This window comes from Flavobacterium esculini, from assembly GCF_048284325.1.
Classification (GTDB): Bacteria; Bacteroidota; Bacteroidia; order Flavobacteriales; family Flavobacteriaceae; genus Flavobacterium.
Window position 1 is genome coordinate 34,626 of sequence record NZ_JBLVPI010000005.1, and the last position, 21,764, is coordinate 56,389.

Genomic DNA, 21,764 nt, shown 5'->3' on the forward strand with positions numbered 1-21,764 from the left:
AGTGTTGGGATTAGAATGACCATTTTCTTAGATAAACTTACATTTCTTACTCTGTTAAAAAAAATGTTTGTCCTATTTTGATTTAACTAATATAATTCCAAATGTTTTTCTTTTTGGTCATCTCGATAAAAACAGCTCTTAAAGCAGCATGCTCGGGTTTTTGCATTCCTGCATCTTCCTTTAGCAATTTCAATGCATAGTTTCTGGCTAATGCCAAAGTATCCCTGTCTCTAACTAAATCGGCAATTTGAAGGTTGAGCACGCCACTTTGTTGGGTTCCCATTAAATCGCCAGGACCGCGAAGCTTCAAATCTACTTCAGCAATTTCGAAACCATCATTGGTTTGCACCATCGTTTCCATTCGGGTTTTACTGTCGGAACTTAATTTATGGCTCGTCATCAGGATGCAATAACTTTGTTCCGCACCACGACCCACGCGACCGCGAAGCTGATGCAGTTGCGATAATCCAAACCGTTCCGAACTTTCAATAATCATTACACTCGCATTAGGAACATTTACGCCGACTTCAATTACCGTTGTGGCTACCATAATATTGGTTTTTCCTTCCGAAAAGCGTTTCATTTCAGCATCTTTATCCGCAGGTTTCATTTTTCCATGCAGGATTGAAATCGAATAGTGTGGCAGCGGAAAATCTCTCGAAATGCTTTCGTAACCATCCATTAAATCCTTAAAATCCATTTTTTCGGATTCCTGAATCAGCGGATAGACAATATAGATTTGGCGGCCCAAAGCGATTTCGTCCCGCAGGAATTTCCAAACTTTTAATCGGTTGCTGTCAAAACGGTGTACGGTTTGAATCGGTTTTCGTCCCGGAGGCAATTCGTCAATTACTGAAATATCTAAATCGCCATACAAACTCATCGCCAAAGTTCTGGGAATAGGCGTGGCGGTCATCACCAAAACGTGTGGCGGGATTATTTCCCCTCCTTTGGAGGGGTCAGGGGTGGATTTTCTCCACAGTTTAGAGCGTTGTTCTACGCCAAAACGGTGTTGTTCATCAATCACGGCCAGTCCTAAATTCTTAAATTTCACTTTGTCTTCCAGTAAAGCATGCGTTCCGATGAGAATATGTAACGTGCCGTTTTCCAGTTCTTCATGGATAATTCTTCGCTGTGCTATTTTGGTGGATCCGGTTAGTATTCTAATGTTGATATTTAAAGTTGCTGCCAATTCTGATAAACCAATGAAATGCTGATTGGCGAGGATTTCAGTGGGTGCCATCAAGCACGCTTGGAAACCATTATCAAGTGCCAAAAGCATGCTCATAAAAGCGACAATGGTTTTTCCAGAACCTACATCACCTTGCAGTAATCGGTTCATTTGGGCGTTGCTGCCCATATCAGTTCGTATTTCTTTGATTACTCTCTTTTGGGCGTTGGTTAATTGAAAAGGCAAATGATTCTGATAAAAATCATTGAAATATTCGCCCACAGTAGTAAACGGATGTCCTTTTATTTTATGTTTTCGAATGAGATTCTTCGTGATTAATTGCAATTGGATAAAGAATAATTCTTCGAAAATTAATCGGAATTTGGCTTTCGCCAAAACATCAGCGCTTTTTGGAAAATGAATGTTGAATAAAGCTGCTTTTTTAGGAATCAGTTTCAATTCGTTAATCAAATAATCCGGCAAGGTTTCCGTGAACAACGCTTGCGTTTCCAGAAACAATTGTTGCATTAGTTTATTAATCACTCGGTTCGAAATCCCGCGATTCGTTAAGGTTTCTGTCGAAGGATAAACAGGTTGCATTGCCGAACGCAGACTTTGTTCGTGTTCGCTCATCAATTCAATTTCCGGATGCGCCATATTGAAAGCATTTCCAAAAGACGTGCATTTCCCGAAAATTACACAAATTTCATTAAGCTTTAAACTTTCCCGAATCCATTTGTGACCTTGAAACCAAACGAGTTCCATTTGGCCTGTATCATCCACAAAAGTCGCCACCAATCGTTTTTGGTTTCTGCCAAATTCAACGGTTTTGATGTTGATTATTTTACCGATTATTTGAACTTCGGCACTATTATTTTGTAGTTCGTTAATTTTGTAATACCGCGTTCGGTCAATGTATCTGTTCGGAAAAAAATTAACCAAATCCACGTACTTATAAATTCCCAATTCCTTACGCAGCAATTCGCCCCGATTGGGACCAACGCCTTTGAGGTATTCTATGGGAGTGAGTAGGAGGTTTTGCTGCATGCTGCGAAGATAGTTTTTTGTTTGGAAATTTGGAAATAGGAAAAATTGAAATTAGTGTAAGAAAATTGGTATATTTGGAAAATGAATTATAGTATTCATTCGACATGTTTTATATTTAAACATAGTACTTATCCACTAATTATAATTAAATGAAACGATTTTCAATTACACTCTTTTTATGTGGGCTTCTCACAAGCGGTTTTTCACAATCTATATCAAAAACGGATAATATTAAAAACCTTCTTGAATTAACAGGCTCGGGAAAATTAGGTGTTCAAGTGGGAGAAAATATGATTATTAGCTTCAAAAAAAGCTATCCTAATGTACCGGTAGAATTTTGGGATAATTTTTTAAAAGAGATCAATTCTGATACTCTAATAAATTTGATTATTCCAATTTATGATAAATATTATACTGAATCGGAAATAAAGCAACTAACTGAATTTTATCAGTCCTCTTTGGGGAAGAAATTAATAGCAATAATGCCTTTAGTACTCCAAGAATCAATGCAAGCTGGACAAACTTGGGGGAAAGAGATTGGAGAAAAAGTTTATAACAATCTAGAGGAAAAAGGGTTTGTGAAAAAAGAGTAAATACAGCTGTTGAATCGTGATCAATAAAGAGTAGAATAACCTAAAAAAGTATTCTTACTTTAGCTCCCATATTCAGGAAAGCTGAATTGATTTGGATGACCATTAAAAATATAAAATGATACTAGATAAAATTGAAAATTATAAACTGTATGAGAACCTAAGCGAAAGAATAGCTAAAGGATTTGAATTTATTAACAAAACTGATTTAGTCGAATTAGAGTCGGGTAAATATCAAATTGACAATGATACTGTTTTTGCAATTGTGCAGGAATATAATACAAAGGAAGTAGAAGATTGTAAATTAGAAGGACATACTAAGTATATCGATATACAATATGTTATAAAAGGTGTTGAATTGATGGGAGTTACGACAAAAAAAAATCAAAAAATGATTTTTACTGATGAAGAAAAAGATTATTCATTTTTTGAAGGAGAAACCTCTTTAATTAGAGTAGAAGAAGGAATGTTTACCTTGTTTTTTCCAGATGATCTTCATAGACCTTGTGTAAAAGCGGAACAAATTTCTAAAGTAAAAAAAGTTGTTGTAAAGGTGCGAATTTGATAATACTATCAATTGTGTTCCCCTCCTAAAGATTAAAGAAAAAAACTATAAAATACCTCGTTTGAGTCTTCTTTAGCGAGGTTCTTTTTTTATAAAATTGCCTTTAAAAGAAATTCTAAACAATCAAAATATTTCTTCTACGTTTTCTCATTTCAGAATTTTTATGCAATGATTCCAATCAATTAAATTGTGAATTCCGTTTCAAACGCAATATCTTTGAACACTTAAAAAGTATTAAAAATGACAACTCATCTCGCATTACTTCGTGGTATCAATGTTTCCGGTCACAACATGATAAAAATGGAGGCGCTGAAAACTACTTTGGAAGCTATAGGTTTTCAAAATGTGGTAACCTACATACAATCAGGAAATGTTTTTGTGGATACGGAAGAGGAAAATGCTTCCAAAGTTGGTTTTCAAATCAAGCAGGAAATTTTCAAAGTTTTTGGACATGAGGTGCCTATTGTGGTTATAGGTCCTGCGGATTTAGAAGCCTGTCTCAAGAATAATCCTTTTTTGAAAGAAAAAGATATTGATACTAAGAAGTTATACGTGGCGTTTATTTCTACCGCTTTGCAAAGCAACAGTATAAATGATTTGAAAATTAGTCAGTTTAAACCGGATGAAGCTAGTATTGATGGCAGTAGAATTTTCATTAAATACGCCGTTGGTGCTGGAAAAACACGTTTTGATCAAAAATACATCGAGAAAAAACTGAATGTTACTGCCACAATCCGAAATTGGAATACGGTCACACACTTGTTGAAAATGTACGAAGAAAGATAAAAGGATACTAAAAAAGTTAGCTGTGAATGACACTAATTTGGACTAATTTATTTTGGTATTTAAAAAAGTAAATAATTATAATTTGACGCAACCTTTTATAATTGGCATCATCTATATAGTAGCTGTAAAAACTGACATATGAAACATTTTACTATTCTTGTTGCTTTTCTTTCTATTTTTAATTCCTGCTCAAAAGATGCTTTAATAACAGATAATACCGGTTATTACGGTAAATGGAATTTGGTAAAAATGTCGGGTTCTATTGCTAATTCCGAAACTACAGGTTCAGCAATGGAATGGCAAGAATTTTATTTGTTCAACTCTAATGGAACATTTACAAAATCCAGAGAAAGAAATATGATTAAAACAATCATTTCAGGAACATATTCTGCTACAAATCATTCGGACGGCATGTATTTAGAATTGACATATCCCAATGACAGCGAGATTATAGGAAACTGTTACGGAAACCTAAAGGAGGAACTTTATTTTACCGATAAGAACAATTTATCAAGTACTTGGAAAAGCTGTGATGGGCCTGGATTAGAATACAAAAAGTAAATTATAAGTGTAGGTTGCAACATTTTTCTTACCATTTGGTTAGGGTTAATTCTAGAATTATATGGCACTTCTGAAAAGAGTACTCGAAGTTTTTAACTTTTATGTGCTCTTTTTTTATGCTTATACTAAAATTATAAACAATTGTACGCGGAAAAGTTATATATTAAACATGAAATTATTTATATTTACTCCTGATTAACAATGAACAAGTGTTTTCTGTAGCATTTAAAACCCTAACCTTTAAATAGATGATTTTTAGACTTTCTTTTATCCTCACTGTACTATTTGTTTGTACTTCGATAGCACAAAATGGAACTCCAAACGACTACTTGTCGGCTCAATTTCACAAAGAACGAAGAGAAGCTTTGCGTAAAAAAATGCCAAATAATAGCGTTGCAGTATTTTTTGGAAATCCTGTTCGGAATCGAGCCAATGATGTTGATTATGTGTACCATCAAGATCCTGATTTTTATTACTTAACAGGATACAAAGAACCCAATTGTGTTTTGGTCATTTTTTCGAATAATCAAACGGATAAAGGCGGAAAAAACTATAACGAAATTCTTTATGTACAGGAAAAAAATCCAAAAGCGGAGCAGTGGACTGGAATACGTCTGGGGACCGAAGGTGCTAAAAAGGATTTAGGTTTTGAAATGGCGCTAAATGGGGCAGCGTTTCTGAACTCCGGAATTGATTATATGAGTTTTAACAATGTACTATTTAAGGAATTTGAAAATGACACCAGAAATTCAAAACGAGATAAAGCCGATTTGTATAAATTGATTGAAGCTTTTAAAACTCAAATTGGCTATGATGTAAAAGCAGAAAAGCAAATAGATTCTAATTTGCAAAATGAAATTAATACTAAAAAAAGTATTACTGCAAAAAAAGCAACTACAGATACCAAATCGATTGCAACCTACATGGCGAGTTTGCGGGAGAAAAAATCCAAAGAAGAAATGGTTTTGCTTACCAAAGCGGTTCGGATTTCGGCAATGGGACAACGTGAAATCATGAAAGCCATGCATTCTGGAATGTCTGAAACTGAAATCCAAGGTGTTCATGAGTTTGTGTATAAAAAGTATGGCAGTGAGTTTGAAGGCTATCCGTCAATCGTGGGAGCCGGCAATAATGGTTGTGTATTGCATTATATTGAAAACAGCAAAATGAAAGTAGAAAATGATTTGGTTCTAATGGATTTAGGTGCTGAATATCACGGTTACACCGCCGATGTTACCCGAACTATTCCTGCAAACGGAAAATTCTCCACCGAGCAAAAGCTAATTTATGATTTGGTTTATGATGCTCAAGAAGCAGGAATTGCTACCGCAAAAACAGGAAATAGCTTTAGTGCTCCGGATATTGCGGCACGCAAAACAATCAGTGATGGTTTGTTGAAATTAGGAATTACTAAAACGGCAGATGAATCTCGAAAATATTTTCCTCATGGGACTTCGCATCACATAGGGTTAGATGTCCATGATCCAGGATTGTACAATAATTTTGAGGAAAATATGGTGGTCACAGTCGAACCTGGAATTTATATTCCGAAAGGAAGCGATTGTGATAAAAAATGGTGGGGAATTGCCGTACGAATCGAAGATGATATTTTAATTACTGCTAATGGTCCGGTTAATTTATCTGCGGAAGCACCTAGAAAATCAAATGAAATTGAAGCGCTTATGAAAGAAAAAAGTGTTTTTGATAGTTTTTCTTTACCAAAATTGGATTAAAAAATTCTATTTTCCCTAAAAAACTCCGTTGTCTCATGACTTCGGAGTTTTTTATAGAAAATTACTTAGCTACTAAATCACAATACCAAAACCCGAAATCAAACGCATCGGAAGCACTCGTGTCGCAAGCGGTATTCGATGAATCTTGTTCTTTTGGCTTTTCGTATTTTCTATAAACGATTTCGCCAATTTCGAAATCTATGGGTTTGGAGAAAATAGGACCGTCAAAAGTAAAGGTGTGAAATTCGCCATTTTCACCGCAAATATCTACGTTTTCTGGTAAATCGTTGATGAAATCCTGATCGATAACACGACCTATAAAGCTTTTGTCAAGAAACCGTTCGTTTACACAAACGACAATCGTTTTAAATCCTAAACTTATAAATTCCTGAATCAAGTCGTGGGTTGGGATTTTCCAAAGCGGGAAAACACCTTCAAAACCTATTTCTGCTAATTTGTCTTCACGATATTTTCGTAAATCTTCCAGAAATATATCTCCAAAAATAGAATGCGTAACGCCTTGGTCTTTTAATTTGGCCAATGTTTCCTGCATAACTTTTTCATAGACTTCCATCGTGGGCATTTCTGGAATTTGCATGATTTCAAGCGGTAATCCAATGCTTTGGGCTTGTTGTTCCAATAATTCTGCTCGAACACCATGCATGGAAATACGTTGGAATTGTTGGTTTACGCTGGTAAGCAAACAGCTAATTTCGAATTCTGAATTTTGTAATGTTTTGTATAAAGCAAGCGCAGAATCTTTTCCGCTGCTCCAATTAAATAGGGCTTTCTTTTTCAATGGGATTTTCTTGTGGTTTTCTGTGGGTAAACTTACAAAATTTGTACTATTAGTTTGGTAAACCTTTGTAACTTTGAAAATCGCACCAATCATTTTAAATGCCATTATTTAAAAATAAATATCAAACCGAATCGAATAGATTGAAAAATTGGGATTATTCAAGTGAAGCAATCTATTTCATTACGTTAGTTACCCAAAATAGAAAATGTATTTTTGGAACCATTGATGATGACAATATGGTATTAAATGATAACGGAAAAATGATTGAAACGGAATTGTTGAGATCAATAGCAATAAGAGAACGTTGGTTTTTTCATAATTGGGTTATTATGCCCAATCATATTCATTTGTTGATTGAAATTGTTTCGTCATCCGTAGAGACGCACGATGTAGAGACGCACTGCGGTGCGTCTCTACGATCGAAATCGGGACCACCTAAATTATCCCGAAAACCGAATTCCATTTCGTCCTTTGTTGCGATTTTTAAATTGGTTACTACCAAACAAATTAATATATTAATTGACAATTATGGTACGCAATGTAGAGACGCACAATGTAGAGACGCACTGCAGTGCGTCTCTACCAAAGAACCGGAACAACCAATCATAAACACAATTTGGCAAACGAATTATCACGATCATATTGTCCGAAATTATAATTCATTCGATACAATATATCATTACATAAAAAATAATCCAAAAAATTGGAATACAGATTCCATAAATTCAAATTTAGAATGAAATACCTTTTCCTCTTACAATCCACACTAATATTTGCTCAGCAAATCCAATTTGTTGATTTTAAACTGGTTAATGGGCAAATAACAATTAATCCTAAAGATAAATCTGTTAGAGGAGCAGTCAGTTATTGGTTTGATGTTTTAAAAGCCACGGATACCATTAAAATTGACGCCCAAAATATGGATTTTTCCGATGTAGAATTGAATCAGAAAGAAATTCAATTTACTACTAATGGAAAGCAAATTTTACTTATTTCCTCCTTCAAAAAAGGAACAAATAATATTAGTTTTAATTATGTTGCCAAGCCAAAGCAAGCCTTGTATTTCGTTGGTTCTGAAGAGAATGATAATGTGCAAATTTGGACGCAGGGACAAGGAAAAAATACCAGTAATTGGTTTCCAAGTTTTGATGATGTGAAAGAGAAAGTGATTTTTAATTTAGAAGTTGTTGTTGATTCTAAATACCAAGTGATTTCTAACGGAATCTTAAAAAGCAAAGTGAATAACAATTCGATGACGAATTGGAGATTCAATATGCAAAAACCGATGAGTTCTTATTTATTGATGCTCGCCATCGGAAAATTTGAAAAACAAACACAAAGATCAAATTCGGGAATTCCTTTAGAAATGTACTATGAATCCAAAGACAAATCTAAATTTGAACCAACCTATCGGTATTCAAAGCAGTTATTTGATTTTTTGGAAAAAGAAATAGGAGTGAAGTATCCTTGGGAAATATACAAACAAGCTCCCGTTCGTGATTTTTTGTATGCCGGAATGGAAAATACCGCGGCAACTTTATTTTCCACTCGTTATGTAGTGGATGCTACAGGTTTTGAAGACCGAAGCTATACGAATGTAAATGCACATGAATTGGCGCACCAATGGTTTGGTAATTTAGTCACTGCCGGAAGTAGCAAGCAACATTGGCTTCAGGAAGGTTTCGCAACCTATTATGCATTATTGGCTGAAAAGGAAATTTACGGCGAAGATTATTTTTATTCCAAATTATATGAATCGGCAAAACAATTAAAGTTTGCTTCCAGAACCGATACAATTCCTGTTTTGAATGCCAAAGCCAGTTCATTGACTTTCTACCAAAAAGGCGCTTGGGCATTGTTTGTTTTGCACGAAGCGATAGGCAAAAAGGCTTTTAAAAAAGCAGTAAAATGTTATTTGAAAAAACATTCGTTTCAAACGGTAAATACACAAGATTTCTTTGCTGAAATTAAAAAATTGTCACATTATGACTTGAATAGTTTTAGTAAAGTATGGCTTGAAACAACTGTTTTTAATACACAACAAGCTAATGCGTTATTAAATAAAAATAAGGCAATTCAAATATTATTTGAAGTAGAAAAATTAAGAAATAAACCGTTGTTTGAGAAAGAAGATTTTTTTGCTGAAACATTACAATCTGATGTTTATTTCACGGTTAAAGAAGCAATAGTCAATCAATTAAAAGAAGTGAAATTTGAAGACAAAGTCGTGCTTTTAAGCTTGGCTTTGGAAACTAAAAACATACACGTTCGTCAAGCGATTGCGGCAACATTAAATGAAATTCCTGAAAATTTTAGAGCGCAATATGAGACTTTACTCGATGATAAATCCTATCAAACACAAGAAATAGTGTTGTATAATTTATGGAATAATTTTCCGGAACAACGCGCTCGATATTTGGATAAATCAAAAGAATGGATTGGTTTTAGTGATTATAATCTGCGAACTTTATGGTTGTCATTAGCATTGTCGACACACAATTATTCAACAAATAAAGAACCATTGATAGATGAATTAATTAATTATTCATCGTCTAATTATGAAGCAACCATTCGTCAAGATGCTTTAGAGAAGCTACTTGCTTTTAATATAATCAATGATGAAGTATTGAAAAATTTGGTAAAAGCAACAACACATCACATGTGGCAATTTTCGAAATTTGGAAGAGACAATATTAGAAGATTACTGAAGAATGCGACAATAAGAGTTTCTTTCGAAAGAATTCTACCGAATTTAAATGAAACGGAGCAGTTTCAATTGAATCGGTTATTGAAAGAATAACGGTTTATATCAATTAAGCATAGATTTTTTTTAACTTAAATGAACTTATATTCCTTACATGGTTAGCATTTATAACCATGTAAGGAATATAAGTTCATTTAAGAAATGGTGTTAATATTCTACCACAATTGTCCCACTTCGTTTTTGATATACGCCAAAGCCGCATTACTTGGAGATTGTTTTTCCATTAAATCATTCAAAAGGACTTCACGCAATTTATCAGCACTATCCACACGATCACTCATGTTGGCTTTTCGAATCATTTGAATGGTAGTATTTTTGGCTGTCACCATAATGGTCCAACATTCATCAGACATATAAATTTGTTGTGTCAAATTATGTTCAAATTCCTGTTCGATTTGTGCAATTATAAAATTTTCATAATCATTTTTATCTTGCGAAAGAGGAGCAATTCGAATCAATAATTTTGTAGGATTGATACGTTCCAAATACAACGTCATGCGCTCAAATGCTTGTAAGCGTAAGGGTAAAGCGTTTTTCTGAGCTTCTTTGTGTAACAAATAACGGCGTCTTCCTTCTTCGTTTTTGGTATGGAGATCAAAAAAATAATAGGCCACAAGTCCTGTAACAACTGCCGGTAAAGTATAACTTAATAATGCTATGATTGGTATTGATTCCATTTTATTTGTACGGTTTATAAAAGCAAAAATATACTTTTTTCATTATAAATCAACTTCATTTTATTAGCAATAAATCATTTCGAGTAGTATTTTTACCATTTATTGCCCTGAATATTTAATCTCGATTATTAGCATGGAAACGTACGTATTGGTTTTGCTTTGTTTAGCTGCATTTGCCGCAGGATTTATAGATGCGATTGTAGGCGGTGGCGGACTGATACAAACGCCTATGGGGTTGATATTATTACCTAGTTTACCCGTTTCAACAGTTATTGGGACCTTAAAAGTTCCTGCTTTCAGCGGCACCTCTTTTGCGGCCTATCAATATCTTAAAAAGGTCGACATGAACTGGAAATTGCTTGGAATTATGATGTTGTTGGCTTTTCCTTCGGCATTTTTAGGTTCTACATTATTGACGTATGTGAGTAATGATTTTATGAAGCCATTATTATTGGTTGTTCTTTCATTTTTAGTGGTTTATACTTATGCAAAGAAGAATTTTGGGCAACATATTGAAAAAATGCATTCGCCCAGAACACAAATATTAAATGCTATTGCAATCAGTTTTGTAGTGGGTTTGTATGATGGGTTTATTGGTCCTGGAACAGGTAGTTTTCTGGTCGTGGCATTTATCGCTATCATGGGATTTGATTTTTTGCATGCTTCCGCAAATGCTAAAATGGTGAATCTGTCGACTAACTTTGGTTCCATTTGTTTGTTCATTTTGAAAGGTAAAATTATTTGGGCAATAGCCATACCGATGGCTGCCAGTAATGCTTTTGGCGGATGGATTGGAGCGAAACTAGCCATAAATAAAGGAAATAGTTTCATTCGAATTTTCTTTTTGGTGGTTGTTATCGGTACATTAATTCGATTTGCCTACGATGTGTTTTTCAAATAATAAATACAGAATGTCTTATTAAAATGAATAGCAAAATGAATTAGCCAATTGTTGTTTTTTGGTACTTAAAACCTCATTCAAAATCGCTATTTTTGCATAATATAATTTAAAAATTTCCATGCATAAATATATCGATCAACTTAACGAAGCGCAACGCGAACCCGTTTTACAAAAAGACGGTCCTATGATAATTATTGCAGGAGCAGGTTCTGGTAAAACGCGGGTGTTGACCATAAGAATTGCTTATTTGATGAATCAGGGAGTTGATGCGTTTAGCATTCTATCTCTGACTTTTACCAACAAAGCAGCTCGAGAAATGAAAAAACGTATCTCTGATATTGTAGGTGCTGGTGAGGCCAAAAATCTTTGGATGGGAACCTTTCACTCTGTTTTTGCTCGAATTCTTCGTTCAGAAGCGGAACATTTGGGTTATCCTTCGAATTTTACTATATATGATTCCCAAGATTCATTACGTGCCATTTCTGGAATTATCAAAGAAATGCAATTGGACAGAGACGTATACAAACCAAAACAGGTTTTGAGCAGGATTTCCAATTTCAAAAATAGTTTGATTACGGTAAAAGCCTATTTCAATGATCCTGATTTGCAAGAAGCCGATGCCATGTCTAAAAAACCTCGAATGGGGGAAATTTATCAGAATTATGTAGACCGATGTTTCAAAGCAGGAGCAATGGATTTTGATGATTTACTATTGAAAACTAATGAGCTGTTGACTCGTTTTCCAGAAGTTTTGGCCAAATATCAAAACCGTTTCCGTTACATATTGGTGGATGAGTACCAAGATACGAATCACTCTCAATACTTGATTGTTCGGGCATTATCTGATAAATTTCAAAACATCTGTGTGGTAGGTGACGATGCACAAAGTATCTATGCCTTTCGTGGGGCAAACATCAATAATATCCTGAATTTCCAGAAAGATTATGAAGGGGTGAAAACCTTTCGATTGGAACAAAATTACCGTTCGACAAAAAATATTGTGGAAGCGGCCAACACCATCATCGATAAAAATAAAGTCAAACTGGATAAAATAGTTTGGACAGCCAATGATTTTGGTCCAAAAATAAAAGTGCACCGCAGTTTAACCGATAACGAGGAAGGCCGATTTGTAGCCAGTACCATTTGGGAGCAAAAAATGCAAAACCAATTGCCTAATGGAGCTTTCGCCATTTTGTATCGTACCAATGCACAATCACGTGCTATGGAAGATGCGTTGAGAAAAAGAGATATTCCATACCGAATTTATGGAGGTCTTTCCTTTTATCAAAGGAAAGAAGTGAAGGATGTATTGTGTTATTTGCGATTGGTTATCAATCCAAAAGATGAGGAAGCATTGGTTCGAGTAATCAATTATCCGGCTCGTGGAATTGGGAACACAACTATCGAAAAATTAACTATTGCGGCCAATCATTACAAGCGTTCCATTTTTGAAGTGATGCAAAATATTGAGCGAATTGACTTAAAACTGAATTCGGGAACGAAACAAAAACTACTTGATTTTGTCACTATGATTCAAAGTTTTCAAGCCATAAATGAAAATCAGGATGCTTTTTATCTTGCTGATCATGTTGCTAAAAAAACGGGATTGGTTCAAGAATTAAAGAAAGATGCGACTCCGGAAGGAATGGCTAAAATCCAGAATATTGAGGAATTATTAAACGGTATCAAGGATTTTACCGAAGGTCAAAAAGAAGTTGATGGAGCTAGAGGGGCATTATCTGAGTTCATGGAGGATGTGGCTTTGGCAACGGATTTAGATAAAGATACCAGTGATGAAGACCGTGTAGCTTTAATGACGATTCACTTAGCCAAAGGATTGGAATTTCCTCATGTTTTTGTGGTAGGAATGGAAGAGGATTTGTTTCCAAGTGCGATGAGTATGAGTACGAGAAGCGAACTGGAAGAAGAACGGCGCTTATTTTATGTGGCTTTGACAAGAGCGGAACATCAAGCCTATTTGACTTACGCACAATCTCGTTACCGTTGGGGAAAATTAACTGATAGCGAGCCATCTCGTTTTATTGAGGAAATTGACAGTCAGTATTTAGAATATATTACGCCACCCGAAAATAATTACCGTTATAAACCAATGATTGACAGTGATATTTTTGGTGATGTAGATAAATCTAAATTGCGTTTGGCAAAACCAATAGGAAGTACACCGCCAAAACAGGTTACCGATACCGAACCTAAATTGGATATAAATGTTAGGAAACTAAAACCTGTTTCCAGTAATGCCGCTTCTTCTGGAAGTGCAAATCTATTTGATAACAAACTGGTTGCAGGAAATGTGGTTATGCACGAGCGTTTTGGAAAAGGACAAGTCATCAACTTAGAAGGTGTTGGCGCTGATAAAAAAGCCGAAATAAAGTTTGAAATCGGCGGAATCAAGAAATTATTGTTACGATTTGCAAAATTGGATATTATAGGATAGTATTCAGTCGTCAGTTTTTCAGTGTTTAATGACAGTTGGAGTAAATCTAGAACTAGATGTCTAAAATTTTAAATCAAGAAATCAAAAATCGTTAATCAAAAATCTACAATCTCATGGCTCAATTTATAAAAATATACGCAGACAAACCAAATGAAGCGGCGATTGCCAAAGTAGTTAAGGTTTTAAAAGATGGCGGATTAGTGATTTATCCAACGGATACCGTTTACGGATTGGGATGTGATATTACGAATACCAAAGCGTTGGAACGCATTGCTAAGATAAAAGGAATTAAACTGGATAAAGCTAATTTTTCCTTCGTTTGTCACGATTTAAGCAATTTATCGGATTATGTGAAGCAAATTGATACCGCTACTTTTAAACTATTAAAAAGAGCTTTACCAGGACCGTATACCTTTATTTTACCGGGGAATAATAACTTGCCTAAAGAATTTAAAAAGAAAACGACAGTCGGAATTCGGGTTCCTGATAATTCAATTGCATTGGAAATTGTACGTCAATTAGGCAATCCAATTGTTTCCACTTCAATCCACGATGATGATGACGTGATAGAATACACTACAGATCCAGAGCTTATTTTCGAGAAATGGCAAAACCTGGTTGACTTGGTAATCGATGGCGGTTATGGTGACAATATGGGTTCTACTATCATTGATTTGTCCGGAGATGAACCTATTGTGGTAAGGGAGGGAAAAGGAAGTTTGGATATTTTGTAAGAATAAATCTTAAATTATTTAGGATTATAGAAAATGGTTTGGTTAATTAGTATATAATTTAACCAAACCATTTTTTATTTTATGAAAATAAATATTCTTTTATTATTCTTATTTTCTTCTATTGCTACATTCTCACAAAACACCTTAAAAGGAAAAATTTCGTGTAAAGATAATATTCCGCTAGAAGGTGTAAATATTTATTTTGATGGAACTACAATTTCCACGATTTCTGATTCGAATGGAAATTTTACTATTAAGTATGAGCCTAATGCTAATAATATTTTAGTAATAAGCTCGATGGGATATCAAACCGAATATCTTACAGGTCTGGACACTGCTAAACCATTAAATGTTACTATGTCGGTTTCGAAAAACGAACTTAAAGAAGTTGTAATCACCACAAATGAATTGTTTACCAGAAAGCATAAATTAAAAATATTTAGAGAATATTTTTTAGGTAAAACAAATAATACAAAATCGACTATTATAAAAAATGAATCGGATCTTCGTTTTAAATATGATAAAGAGAAACTAATTTTTACAGCTTCATCAGATAAACCTTTGACGGTCGTAAATACTTCTTTAGGATATAAAATTGATTTTGAATTAGTAGTTTTTGAAGTTACTTTTAATAAATTAAGCATTAATTCTAATCACGTTATAAAAAACTTTTATGGAGGTGTAAGCAGATTTGAAGATATTGATAATTCAGTCGCTGTTCTGGAAAGAAGAGAAAAAACGTATCAGGGATCTCAAATTCAGTTTTTTAGAAATTTTGCTAAAAAAGATTGGGGGAAAAATAAATTTTTATTGTTTTATGGCGATAACAATATGGATCCGCTTAAATGTTTTAGAATTATTGAAAAAGAAGATTTTGTAAAAGTTGAAATTTTACCACAACCAAAAGGTGAAATTCAAAATGAAAATATTAAAGATATCGTAGCTTCTTACAACATAGCTTTTAATAGAATCGAAGAATCTAAGATTACTTTTCAGACAGATAGTTTTTATATTTATAAGTACGGAAATAATTCTAATATAGAAAGTATATTATTTTCAGGTAAAATTTCGGAAAAGAAAGTAGGTGATATGTTGCCGCTTAATTATGGTATAAAGTAATTTTTTTATTTTATAATGCTATTGAGCAACAGATAATACGGACTATTTGTGAAAAAACTTAAATCATATAAAAGTTAAACATAAATATCTAATTTTAAATTAGTTATAATTTAGTTAGTTGAATATAATACTGTTCTTAATTTATATTTAACTAGTTATTAAAAAAAGTTAGGGATATAAAAAAGCAGGTCAATTGACCTGCTTTTTCTATTTAATAAAGTATTTAAAACCTTAAATTACTTTTGTTGTTTTTTCATTTCTTTTTCAATCATTTCATAGAATTGATCAATTTTAGGCAATACAACGATACGAGTTCTTCTGTTACGAGCTCTGTTTTCAGCTGAATCATTAGCAACTAAAGGAACGTAAGAACTTCTTCCCGCAGCAATTAATTGCTCTGGTTTAACACCTAATTGATTCGTTAATACACGAATTATAGAAGTAGAACGTTTTACACTTAAATCCCAGTTGTCAAGTAAAACACCGTTTCCAATATAAGGAACGCTATCAGTATGTCCTTCAACCATACATTCAAAATCTGGTTTGTCATTAACAACCTTAGCTACCTTAGCCAATACTGCTTTTGCTTTATCAGTTACATCATAACTTCCAGTTTTAAACAACAATTTGTCTGCAATAGAGATGAATACAACTCCTTTTTCAACATTTATTTCGATATCTGGATCAGAAATTCCAACAGCACTTTTTAAACTAGTAACAACAGCAAGTGTAACACTGTCTTTCTTAGTTAATGCATCTTGCATTCTACTGATTTTCAAATCTTTTTCTTTGATAGATTCTAAAGCTTTCTCAATATTTTCAGCCCCTTTAGTGGTCAATACCGTCATATCTTTAGACGTACTGATCAGTGTTTGATTGTGTTCTTTTAAACCGGCTACAGTTGCAGAAAGTCCCGCTTTTTCTTCTAAACAAGAATTCAATTTTACAGTAGCAGAATTCAATAAATCTTGGGTTTCTTTGTTTCGGGCTTCTAAGTCGGCGTATTTCTTTTTAGAAACACAAGAAGTTAAAACAGCCAATACTGATAAAGCAATTACTATTTTTCTCATAATTTTTTTTTTAAGATTTGATTGTAAATTTAGTTTTTAAATGTTAGAAGTTATACATAAATTAATGTTAAAATTATTTTGCAAAAACCTTGCCATTGTTGATGTAATACGAAAAAACGATGCTTTTCGCATTATAGTATTTTTCAGTTTGGAATTTATCTCTTTTGTGTAAATTACTCAAAAACAAGCTGTGAAATGAACCATGTGCCTTTAAAATCGCTATAAAATGACTGAATTTGCCTTGTGAAAGAAAATGCAATCCAGCAACTCCGTCCAAAATCATTCTACAAAACAGAATCCAGTATAATTTATTTTTAGGTAAATTTTTCGTCAACATTAATAAAGAATTTCTGAAATTTAAATAGGTTTTCTTTGGATTTCCTTGTTGCAAAGTGGCTCCGCCAACATGAAAAACAACAGATTCTGAATTGTATTTTATGATGTGTTTTTTATTGATAGCACGCCAACATAAATCAATTTCTTCCTGATGGGCAAAAAAATCGGCATCAAAACCTTTTAATTCCTTATAAACTGAGCTTCGTATAAAAAAGCACGCTCCTGAAGCCCAGAATATTTCAGAGTTATCATTGTATTGTCCGTTATCTTTTTCTAAAGCTTCAAAAATGCGCCCTCGACAATAAGGATAACCATACTGATCTATAAAACCTCCTGCAGCACCAGCATACTCAAAGTATTCTTTGCGTTTGAAATCTAATATTTTAGGTTGGATAATGACCGTTTCGGGTTCGTTTTCGAAAGTTTTAAGAATAGGCTGCAGCCAATTTTCTGTGACTTCAACGTCGGAATTGACTAAAGCGTAAATTTCGGCATCAATATGTTTCAATGCTTCATTATAACCGCCTGCAAAACCTAAATTACTATCGTTTTTTACAATTTTGACAGAAGGAAAATTAGCCAATACAAATGAAATGGAATCATCTGTTGAAGCATTATCGGCTATATATATAGTAGCTTCGGGTGAATATTGTACTATCGAAGGTAAAAATTGTTCTAATAATTGTACTCCGTTCCAATTGAGTATGACAACAGCTATTTCCATTTAAATTATTTGATTATTGGATTTCATACATTGGTAATTCAGGTAAAAATTGATATTTCTCGTTTTCAAAATCCATTTGGCAAAAGTAATGATTCAATCCATTAGTCACCATCAAAAATTGGGCTTGCATCGTCATATTATAACGGGCAATTTGGTCGAAAGTCGCTTGTGCAATTTTTATTTCAGGCGCTTTACATTCGATTAAAATGAAAATAGAACCATCAGGATTAAAAACTACGACATCGTATCTTTTGCGCAAGCCATTGACTTTTAGAACTTTTTCTACATTTATCAATGATTTAGGGTATTTTTTTTCTTCTAATAAAAACTGAACTACATGCTGACGAACCCATTCTTCGGGAGTAAGAATGATAAACTTTTTCCTTATTTCATCAAAAATGGAGACTTTATTTTCGCTATTTTTGAACCGAAAGTTATAAAGTTGAAAATTTAGTTTTTGCATAAAGCAAAAGTATTAAATAAGTTTAAAATTTAAAGTTTAAAGTTTCATTCGAAGCAACAAACTTTAAACTTCAAACTTTAAACAAAAAGAAATGGACGAGGTTGTAAAAATTGTAAATGATATAAAAAGCGGCAACATCAAACCCATCTATTTTTTGATGGGAGAAGAGCCCTATTATATTGACAAATTATCTGATTATATAGAAGAAAAAGTATTAACCGAAGAGGAAAAAGGCTTTAATCAAACCGTTTTGTATGGAAGAGATGTTTCAATTGAAGATATTGTTTCGACAGCAAAGCGTTATCCAATGATGGCAGAGCGCCAAGTTGTGATTGTAAAAGAAGCGCAAGATTTGATTCGGACGATTGATAAACTGGAAAGTTATGCTGAAAACCCAATGTCATCAACGGTTTTGGTTTTTTGTTACAAATATAAAACGTTGGATAAACGAAAAAAACTAACAAAACTATTAGCGAAGCATGGTGTCGTTTATGAGAGTAAAAAATTGTATGAAAACCAAGTAGGCGAGTGGATTAAACGCGTTTTGGCTGGGAAAAAATATTCGATTGAACCTAAAGCAAATGCGATGCTAGTGGAGTTTTTAGGGACGGATTTAAGCAAAATTAATAATGAACTCGAAAAGTTACAGATTATCCTGCCCGTTGGAAGTACAATTACTCCAAAGGATATTGAGGAAAATATAGGTTTCAGTAAAGATTTTAATGTTTTTGAATTGCGAAAAGCACTTGGAGAACGCAACCAACTAAAAGCCTATACCATTGCCGAAAATTTTGCCCAAAATCCAAAAGATAATCCCATAGTGGTTACTACGAGTTTGGTTTTTGGTTTTTTTATTCAATTACTCAAATACCATGGGTTAAAAGACAGAAACCCTAAAAATGTTGCTGCGGTATTAGGCGTAAATCCGTTCTTTTTGAAAGAGTATGATGTGGCTTTGAAGAATTATCCCATGAAAAAAGTGAGTCAAATTGTAGGGGCTTTAAGAGATATTGATGTAAAAAGTAAAGGTGTTGGTGCTAATGCATTGTCACAATCGGATTTATTAAGAGAAATGCTTTATAAAATATTTAATTAGCGACTAAAATTACCGATATTTGCACTCCGAAACTTCGGGATAAAATATAATTTACCTAAATATGGGAATGAATAAAAATACTATCTTAGGTTGGGCTACTTTAATAATGATTATAATGGGTTTGTTGCTTATAGCTTTGGGCGCTTTCAGATATGATGATGTAGCCGGTTGGGGATTTGCAGCCGTAGGTGTTGGCTTTTTGGCTAATGCATGGGTTTTTAGTTCGCTTAAGGGCAGACTTTAATAGTTATTTTAAATGTTGAATTTTAAATTTTAAATTAAAAAAAATGGCAGACGATAAGAAAGTAATATTCTCAATGTCAAAATTGAGTAAAACCTATCAAGGAGCAGATAAACCAGTACTTAAAAACATCTATTTGAGTTTCTTTTATGGAGCTAAAATTGGTATTTTGGGTTTAAATGGTTCAGGAAAATCTTCTTTATTAAAAATTATTGCAGGTGTAGATAAAAACTACCAAGGTGATGTAGTGTTTGCACCGGGTTATACGGTTGGTTATTTAGAGCAAGAACCTATTTTAGATGATAGTAAAACAGTTATTGAAATTGTAAGAGAAGGAGTTGCTGAAACAATGGCGGTATTAGACGAATTCAATAAAATCAACGATAGTTTTGGTCTTCCGGAGGTTTACGAAGATGCCGATAAAATGGAAAAATTGATGGACCGTCAAGCGTTATTGCAAGATAAAATTGATGCGCTTGGAGCTTGGGAAATCGATACTAAACTAGAAATAGCAATGGATGCGTTACGTACTCCGGATGCTGATACTCCAATTAAAAATCTTTCCGGTGGTGAACGTCGCCGTGTGGCCTTGTGCCGTTTGTTGTTACAACAACCTGACGTTTTGCTTTTGGATGAGCCTACAAATCACTTGGATGCCGAAAGTGTTCTTTGGTTGGAACAGCATTTAGCTCAATATGCTGGAACAGTAATCGCTGTAACTCACGATAGATATTTCTTGGATAATGTTGCAGGCTGGATCTTAGAGTTAGACAGAGGAGAAGGAATTCCTTGGAAAGGAAACTACTCTTCTTGGTTAGATCAAAAATCAAGCAGAATGGCGTTAGAAGAAAAAGTAGCTTCTAAACGTAGAAAAAACTTAGAAAGGGAGTTGGACTGGGTTCGTCAAGGAGCCAAAGGGCGTCAAACAAAACAAAAAGCACGTTTACAGAATTATGATAAACTGCTAAATGAAGATCAAAAAGCATTAGATGAAAATCTAGAAATTTATATTCCAAACGGACCTCGTTTAGGAACCAATGTAATTGAAGCGAAAGGTGTTGCAAAAGCCTATGAGGATAAATTATTATATGATAATTTGAACTTTACATTGCCTCAAGCTGGGATTGTTGGTATTATCGGGCCAAACGGAGCTGGTAAATCAACGATTTTCAGAATGATTATGGGTGAAGAAAAACCTGATGCAGGGGAGTTTGCCATTGGAGAAACAGTGAAAATCGCATATGTCGATCAAGCGCATTCTAATATTAATCCTGATAAATCCATTTGGGAAAACTTTTGTGATGGTCAGGAATTAATTATGATGGGTGGAAGACAGGTGAATTCAAGAGCTTATTTAAGCCGATTTAATTTTGGAGGAAGCGATCAAAACAAAAAAGTATCAACACTTTCAGGAGGAGAACGCAACCGTTTGCATCTTGCGATGACTTTGAAAGAAGAAGGTAATGTCCTTTTACTGGATGAGCCTACGAATGATTTGGACATTAATACGCTTCGTGCATTAGAAGAAGGTTTGGAAAATTTTGCAGGTTGTGCGGTAGTGATTTCTCACGACAGATGGTTCTTGGACAGAATTTGTACACATATTTTAGCTTTCGAAGGAAACTCTGAAGTATATTATTTTGAAGGAGGCTTCTCTGAATACGAAGAGAACAAGAAGAAACGTTTGGGAGGTGATTTAACTCCGAAACGATTGAAATACAGAAAATTAATCAGAAGCTAAACTTCCGAATATCGTTAATATCATCAAAAGGATGTCCCATAAAGGCATCCTCTTTTTTTGTGCTATTATTTCTTTTTATCAGAATTCATCATAATTAAAACAGCGGCAACTAATCCTATTATTACCAAACCGAATACGACAATCATTATAAATGAACCGTTATCCCAAGAAAAAAGTGATGTGTCTTTCAT

At 33.9% G+C, this 21,764-nt stretch carries 21 protein-coding genes; 14 read left to right on the plus strand and 7 right to left on the minus strand.

What is annotated here, in order from left to right; all coding sequences use genetic code 11:
* Nucleotides 1–82 precede the first annotated feature (82 nt).
* Nucleotides 83–2,218, minus strand: coding sequence for an ATP-dependent DNA helicase RecG (recG, locus tag ACNQGG_RS05890; RefSeq protein WP_417962095.1), 2,136 nt, complete (start codon nt 2,216–2,218; stop codon nt 83–85).
* 149 nt (nt 2,219–2,367) lie between these two features.
* On the opposite strand from recG, the gene ACNQGG_RS05895 reads away from it, so the two are divergent.
* From ACNQGG_RS05895 to ACNQGG_RS05915, 5 genes are all read left to right on the plus strand, one after another.
* Nucleotides 2,368–2,811, plus strand: a complete 444-nt coding sequence (locus tag ACNQGG_RS05895) for a DUF2059 domain-containing protein (RefSeq protein ID WP_417962096.1) — start codon at nt 2,368–2,370, stop codon at nt 2,809–2,811.
* Nucleotides 2,812–2,926: 115 nt separating this feature from the next.
* Nucleotides 2,927–3,373: a NanQ anomerase/TabA/YiaL family protein gene (locus ACNQGG_RS05900; protein WP_417962098.1), complete on the plus strand. Its 447-nt coding sequence runs from the start codon at nt 2,927–2,929 to the stop codon at nt 3,371–3,373.
* 240 nt (nt 3,374–3,613) lie between these two features.
* Nucleotides 3,614–4,159 carry a DUF1697 domain-containing protein gene (locus tag ACNQGG_RS05905; protein WP_417962100.1) on the plus strand — a complete coding sequence of 182 codons (546 nt, stop codon included), beginning with the start codon at nt 3,614–3,616 and terminating at the stop codon, nt 4,157–4,159.
* A 138-nt stretch (nt 4,160–4,297) separates the two neighbouring features.
* The gene (locus ACNQGG_RS05910; protein ID WP_417962102.1) at nt 4,298–4,720 is read left to right on the plus strand and encodes a hypothetical protein; all 423 of its coding nucleotides are present in this window, start codon (nt 4,298–4,300) and stop codon (nt 4,718–4,720) included.
* 248 nt (nt 4,721–4,968) lie between these two features.
* The gene (locus ACNQGG_RS05915) at nt 4,969–6,453 is read left to right on the plus strand and encodes an aminopeptidase P N-terminal domain-containing protein (protein ID WP_417962104.1); all 1,485 of its coding nucleotides are present in this window, start codon (nt 4,969–4,971) and stop codon (nt 6,451–6,453) included.
* 61 nt (nt 6,454–6,514) lie between these two features.
* On the opposite strand, the gene ACNQGG_RS05920 is transcribed toward ACNQGG_RS05915, so the two are convergent.
* Nucleotides 6,515–7,252 carry a Dph6-related ATP pyrophosphatase gene (locus tag ACNQGG_RS05920; RefSeq protein WP_417962414.1) on the minus strand — a complete coding sequence of 246 codons (738 nt, stop codon included), beginning with the start codon at nt 7,250–7,252 and terminating at the stop codon, nt 6,515–6,517.
* 98 nt (nt 7,253–7,350) lie between these two features.
* On the opposite strand from ACNQGG_RS05920, the gene ACNQGG_RS05925 reads away from it, so the two are divergent.
* Both ACNQGG_RS05925 and ACNQGG_RS05930 read left to right on the plus strand, forming a co-directional pair.
* Nucleotides 7,351–7,992, plus strand: a complete 642-nt coding sequence (locus tag ACNQGG_RS05925) for a transposase (protein ID WP_417962106.1) — start codon at nt 7,351–7,353, stop codon at nt 7,990–7,992.
* Nucleotides 7,989–10,052 (plus strand): M1 family metallopeptidase, encoded by a 2,064-nt coding sequence (locus tag ACNQGG_RS05930; RefSeq protein WP_417962108.1) that lies wholly within the window; start codon nt 7,989–7,991, stop codon nt 10,050–10,052. The genes ACNQGG_RS05925 and ACNQGG_RS05930 overlap by 4 nt, the downstream gene beginning before the upstream one ends.
* A 119-nt stretch (nt 10,053–10,171) precedes the next feature.
* Here ACNQGG_RS05930 and ACNQGG_RS05935 read toward each other — a convergent pair whose 3' ends face one another.
* Nucleotides 10,172–10,693: a DUF7935 family protein gene (locus ACNQGG_RS05935; RefSeq protein WP_417962110.1), complete on the minus strand. Its 522-nt coding sequence runs from the start codon at nt 10,691–10,693 to the stop codon at nt 10,172–10,174.
* A gap of 133 nt (nt 10,694–10,826) precedes the next feature.
* On the opposite strand from ACNQGG_RS05935, the gene ACNQGG_RS05940 reads away from it, so the two are divergent.
* The 4 genes from ACNQGG_RS05940 (at nt 10,827) to ACNQGG_RS05955 (ending at nt 15,902) form a co-directional block, all read left to right on the plus strand.
* Nucleotides 10,827–11,594 carry a sulfite exporter TauE/SafE family protein gene (locus ACNQGG_RS05940; protein ID WP_417962112.1) on the plus strand — a complete coding sequence of 256 codons (768 nt, stop codon included), beginning with the start codon at nt 10,827–10,829 and terminating at the stop codon, nt 11,592–11,594.
* Nucleotides 11,595–11,712: 118 nt separating this feature from the next.
* A complete protein-coding gene (locus tag ACNQGG_RS05945; protein ID WP_417962114.1) occupies nt 11,713–14,049 on the plus strand; it encodes an ATP-dependent helicase in 2,337 nt (778 codons plus the stop codon).
* Between the two features lie 113 nt (nt 14,050–14,162).
* Complete coding sequence (locus ACNQGG_RS05950; protein ID WP_417962116.1) at nt 14,163–14,783, plus strand: L-threonylcarbamoyladenylate synthase; 621 nt, start codon at nt 14,163–14,165, stop codon at nt 14,781–14,783.
* An 81-nt stretch (nt 14,784–14,864) separates the two neighbouring features.
* A complete protein-coding gene (locus ACNQGG_RS05955) occupies nt 14,865–15,902 on the plus strand; it encodes a carboxypeptidase-like regulatory domain-containing protein (protein WP_417962118.1) in 1,038 nt (345 codons plus the stop codon).
* 236 nt (nt 15,903–16,138) lie between these two features.
* Here the strand turns inward: ACNQGG_RS05955 and ACNQGG_RS05960 are convergent, their stop codons facing one another.
* From ACNQGG_RS05960 to ACNQGG_RS05970, 3 genes are all read right to left on the minus strand, one after another.
* Entirely contained in the window at nt 16,139–16,972 is an 834-nt protein-coding gene (locus tag ACNQGG_RS05960; protein WP_416858477.1) for an OmpA/MotB family protein, read from the minus strand.
* Between the two features lie 73 nt (nt 16,973–17,045).
* A complete protein-coding gene (locus ACNQGG_RS05965; RefSeq protein WP_417962120.1) occupies nt 17,046–18,032 on the minus strand; it encodes a glycosyltransferase family 2 protein in 987 nt (328 codons plus the stop codon).
* 13 nt (nt 18,033–18,045) lie between these two features.
* The gene (locus ACNQGG_RS05970) at nt 18,046–18,495 is read right to left on the minus strand and encodes a type I restriction enzyme HsdR N-terminal domain-containing protein (RefSeq protein WP_416845502.1); all 450 of its coding nucleotides are present in this window, start codon (nt 18,493–18,495) and stop codon (nt 18,046–18,048) included.
* Nucleotides 18,496–18,586: 91 nt separating this feature from the next.
* Here ACNQGG_RS05970 and holA point away from each other — a divergent pair, with 91 nt between their 5' ends.
* From holA to ettA, 3 genes are all read left to right on the plus strand, one after another.
* A complete protein-coding gene (holA, locus tag ACNQGG_RS05975) occupies nt 18,587–19,591 on the plus strand; it encodes a DNA polymerase III subunit delta (RefSeq protein WP_417962123.1) in 1,005 nt (334 codons plus the stop codon).
* A gap of 61 nt (nt 19,592–19,652) precedes the next feature.
* On the plus strand, nt 19,653–19,835 hold the full coding sequence (locus ACNQGG_RS05980) for a CAL67264 family membrane protein (RefSeq protein ID WP_416858481.1): 183 nt from the start codon (nt 19,653–19,655) through the stop codon (nt 19,833–19,835).
* Between the two features lie 43 nt (nt 19,836–19,878).
* Nucleotides 19,879–21,573: an energy-dependent translational throttle protein EttA gene (gene ettA / locus ACNQGG_RS05985; RefSeq protein ID WP_417962125.1), complete on the plus strand. Its 1,695-nt coding sequence runs from the start codon at nt 19,879–19,881 to the stop codon at nt 21,571–21,573.
* 65 nt (nt 21,574–21,638) lie between these two features.
* On the opposite strand, the gene ACNQGG_RS05990 is transcribed toward ettA, so the two are convergent.
* Nucleotides 21,639–21,764 (minus strand): hypothetical protein, encoded by a 126-nt coding sequence (locus ACNQGG_RS05990; RefSeq protein WP_291247331.1) that lies wholly within the window; start codon nt 21,762–21,764, stop codon nt 21,639–21,641.

Bases quoted from the DNA above. Each gene is read 5' to 3' on its own strand.
- recG (WP_417962095.1), bottom strand. From the start codon at position 2,218: ATGCAGCAAAACCTCCTACTCACTCCCATAGAATACCTCAAAGGCGTT.
- ACNQGG_RS05895 (WP_417962096.1), top strand. From the start codon at position 2,368: ATGAAACGATTTTCAATTACACTCTTTTTATGTGGGCTTCTCACAAGC.
- ACNQGG_RS05900 (WP_417962098.1), top strand. From the start codon at position 2,927: ATGATACTAGATAAAATTGAAAATTATAAACTGTATGAGAACCTAAGC.
- ACNQGG_RS05905 (WP_417962100.1), top strand. From the start codon at position 3,614: ATGACAACTCATCTCGCATTACTTCGTGGTATCAATGTTTCCGGTCAC.
- ACNQGG_RS05910 (WP_417962102.1), top strand. From the start codon at position 4,298: ATGAAACATTTTACTATTCTTGTTGCTTTTCTTTCTATTTTTAATTCC.
- ACNQGG_RS05915 (WP_417962104.1), top strand. From the start codon at position 4,969: ATGATTTTTAGACTTTCTTTTATCCTCACTGTACTATTTGTTTGTACT.
- ACNQGG_RS05925 (WP_417962106.1), top strand. From the start codon at position 7,351: ATGCCATTATTTAAAAATAAATATCAAACCGAATCGAATAGATTGAAA.
- ACNQGG_RS05930 (WP_417962108.1), top strand. From the start codon at position 7,989: ATGAAATACCTTTTCCTCTTACAATCCACACTAATATTTGCTCAGCAA.
- ACNQGG_RS05935 (WP_417962110.1), bottom strand. From the start codon at position 10,693: ATGGAATCAATACCAATCATAGCATTATTAAGTTATACTTTACCGGCA.
- ACNQGG_RS05940 (WP_417962112.1), top strand. From the start codon at position 10,827: ATGGAAACGTACGTATTGGTTTTGCTTTGTTTAGCTGCATTTGCCGCA.
- ACNQGG_RS05945 (WP_417962114.1), top strand. From the start codon at position 11,713: ATGCATAAATATATCGATCAACTTAACGAAGCGCAACGCGAACCCGTT.
- ACNQGG_RS05950 (WP_417962116.1), top strand. From the start codon at position 14,163: ATGGCTCAATTTATAAAAATATACGCAGACAAACCAAATGAAGCGGCG.
- ACNQGG_RS05955 (WP_417962118.1), top strand. From the start codon at position 14,865: ATGAAAATAAATATTCTTTTATTATTCTTATTTTCTTCTATTGCTACA.
- ACNQGG_RS05960 (WP_416858477.1), bottom strand. From the start codon at position 16,972: ATGAGAAAAATAGTAATTGCTTTATCAGTATTGGCTGTTTTAACTTCT.
- ACNQGG_RS05965 (WP_417962120.1), bottom strand. From the start codon at position 18,032: ATGGAAATAGCTGTTGTCATACTCAATTGGAACGGAGTACAATTATTA.
- ACNQGG_RS05970 (WP_416845502.1), bottom strand. From the start codon at position 18,495: ATGCAAAAACTAAATTTTCAACTTTATAACTTTCGGTTCAAAAATAGC.
- holA (WP_417962123.1), top strand. From the start codon at position 18,587: ATGGACGAGGTTGTAAAAATTGTAAATGATATAAAAAGCGGCAACATC.
- ACNQGG_RS05980 (WP_416858481.1), top strand. From the start codon at position 19,653: ATGGGAATGAATAAAAATACTATCTTAGGTTGGGCTACTTTAATAATG.
- ettA (WP_417962125.1), top strand. From the start codon at position 19,879: ATGGCAGACGATAAGAAAGTAATATTCTCAATGTCAAAATTGAGTAAA.
- ACNQGG_RS05990 (WP_291247331.1), bottom strand. From the start codon at position 21,764: ATGAAAGACACATCACTTTTTTCTTGGGATAACGGTTCATTTATAATG.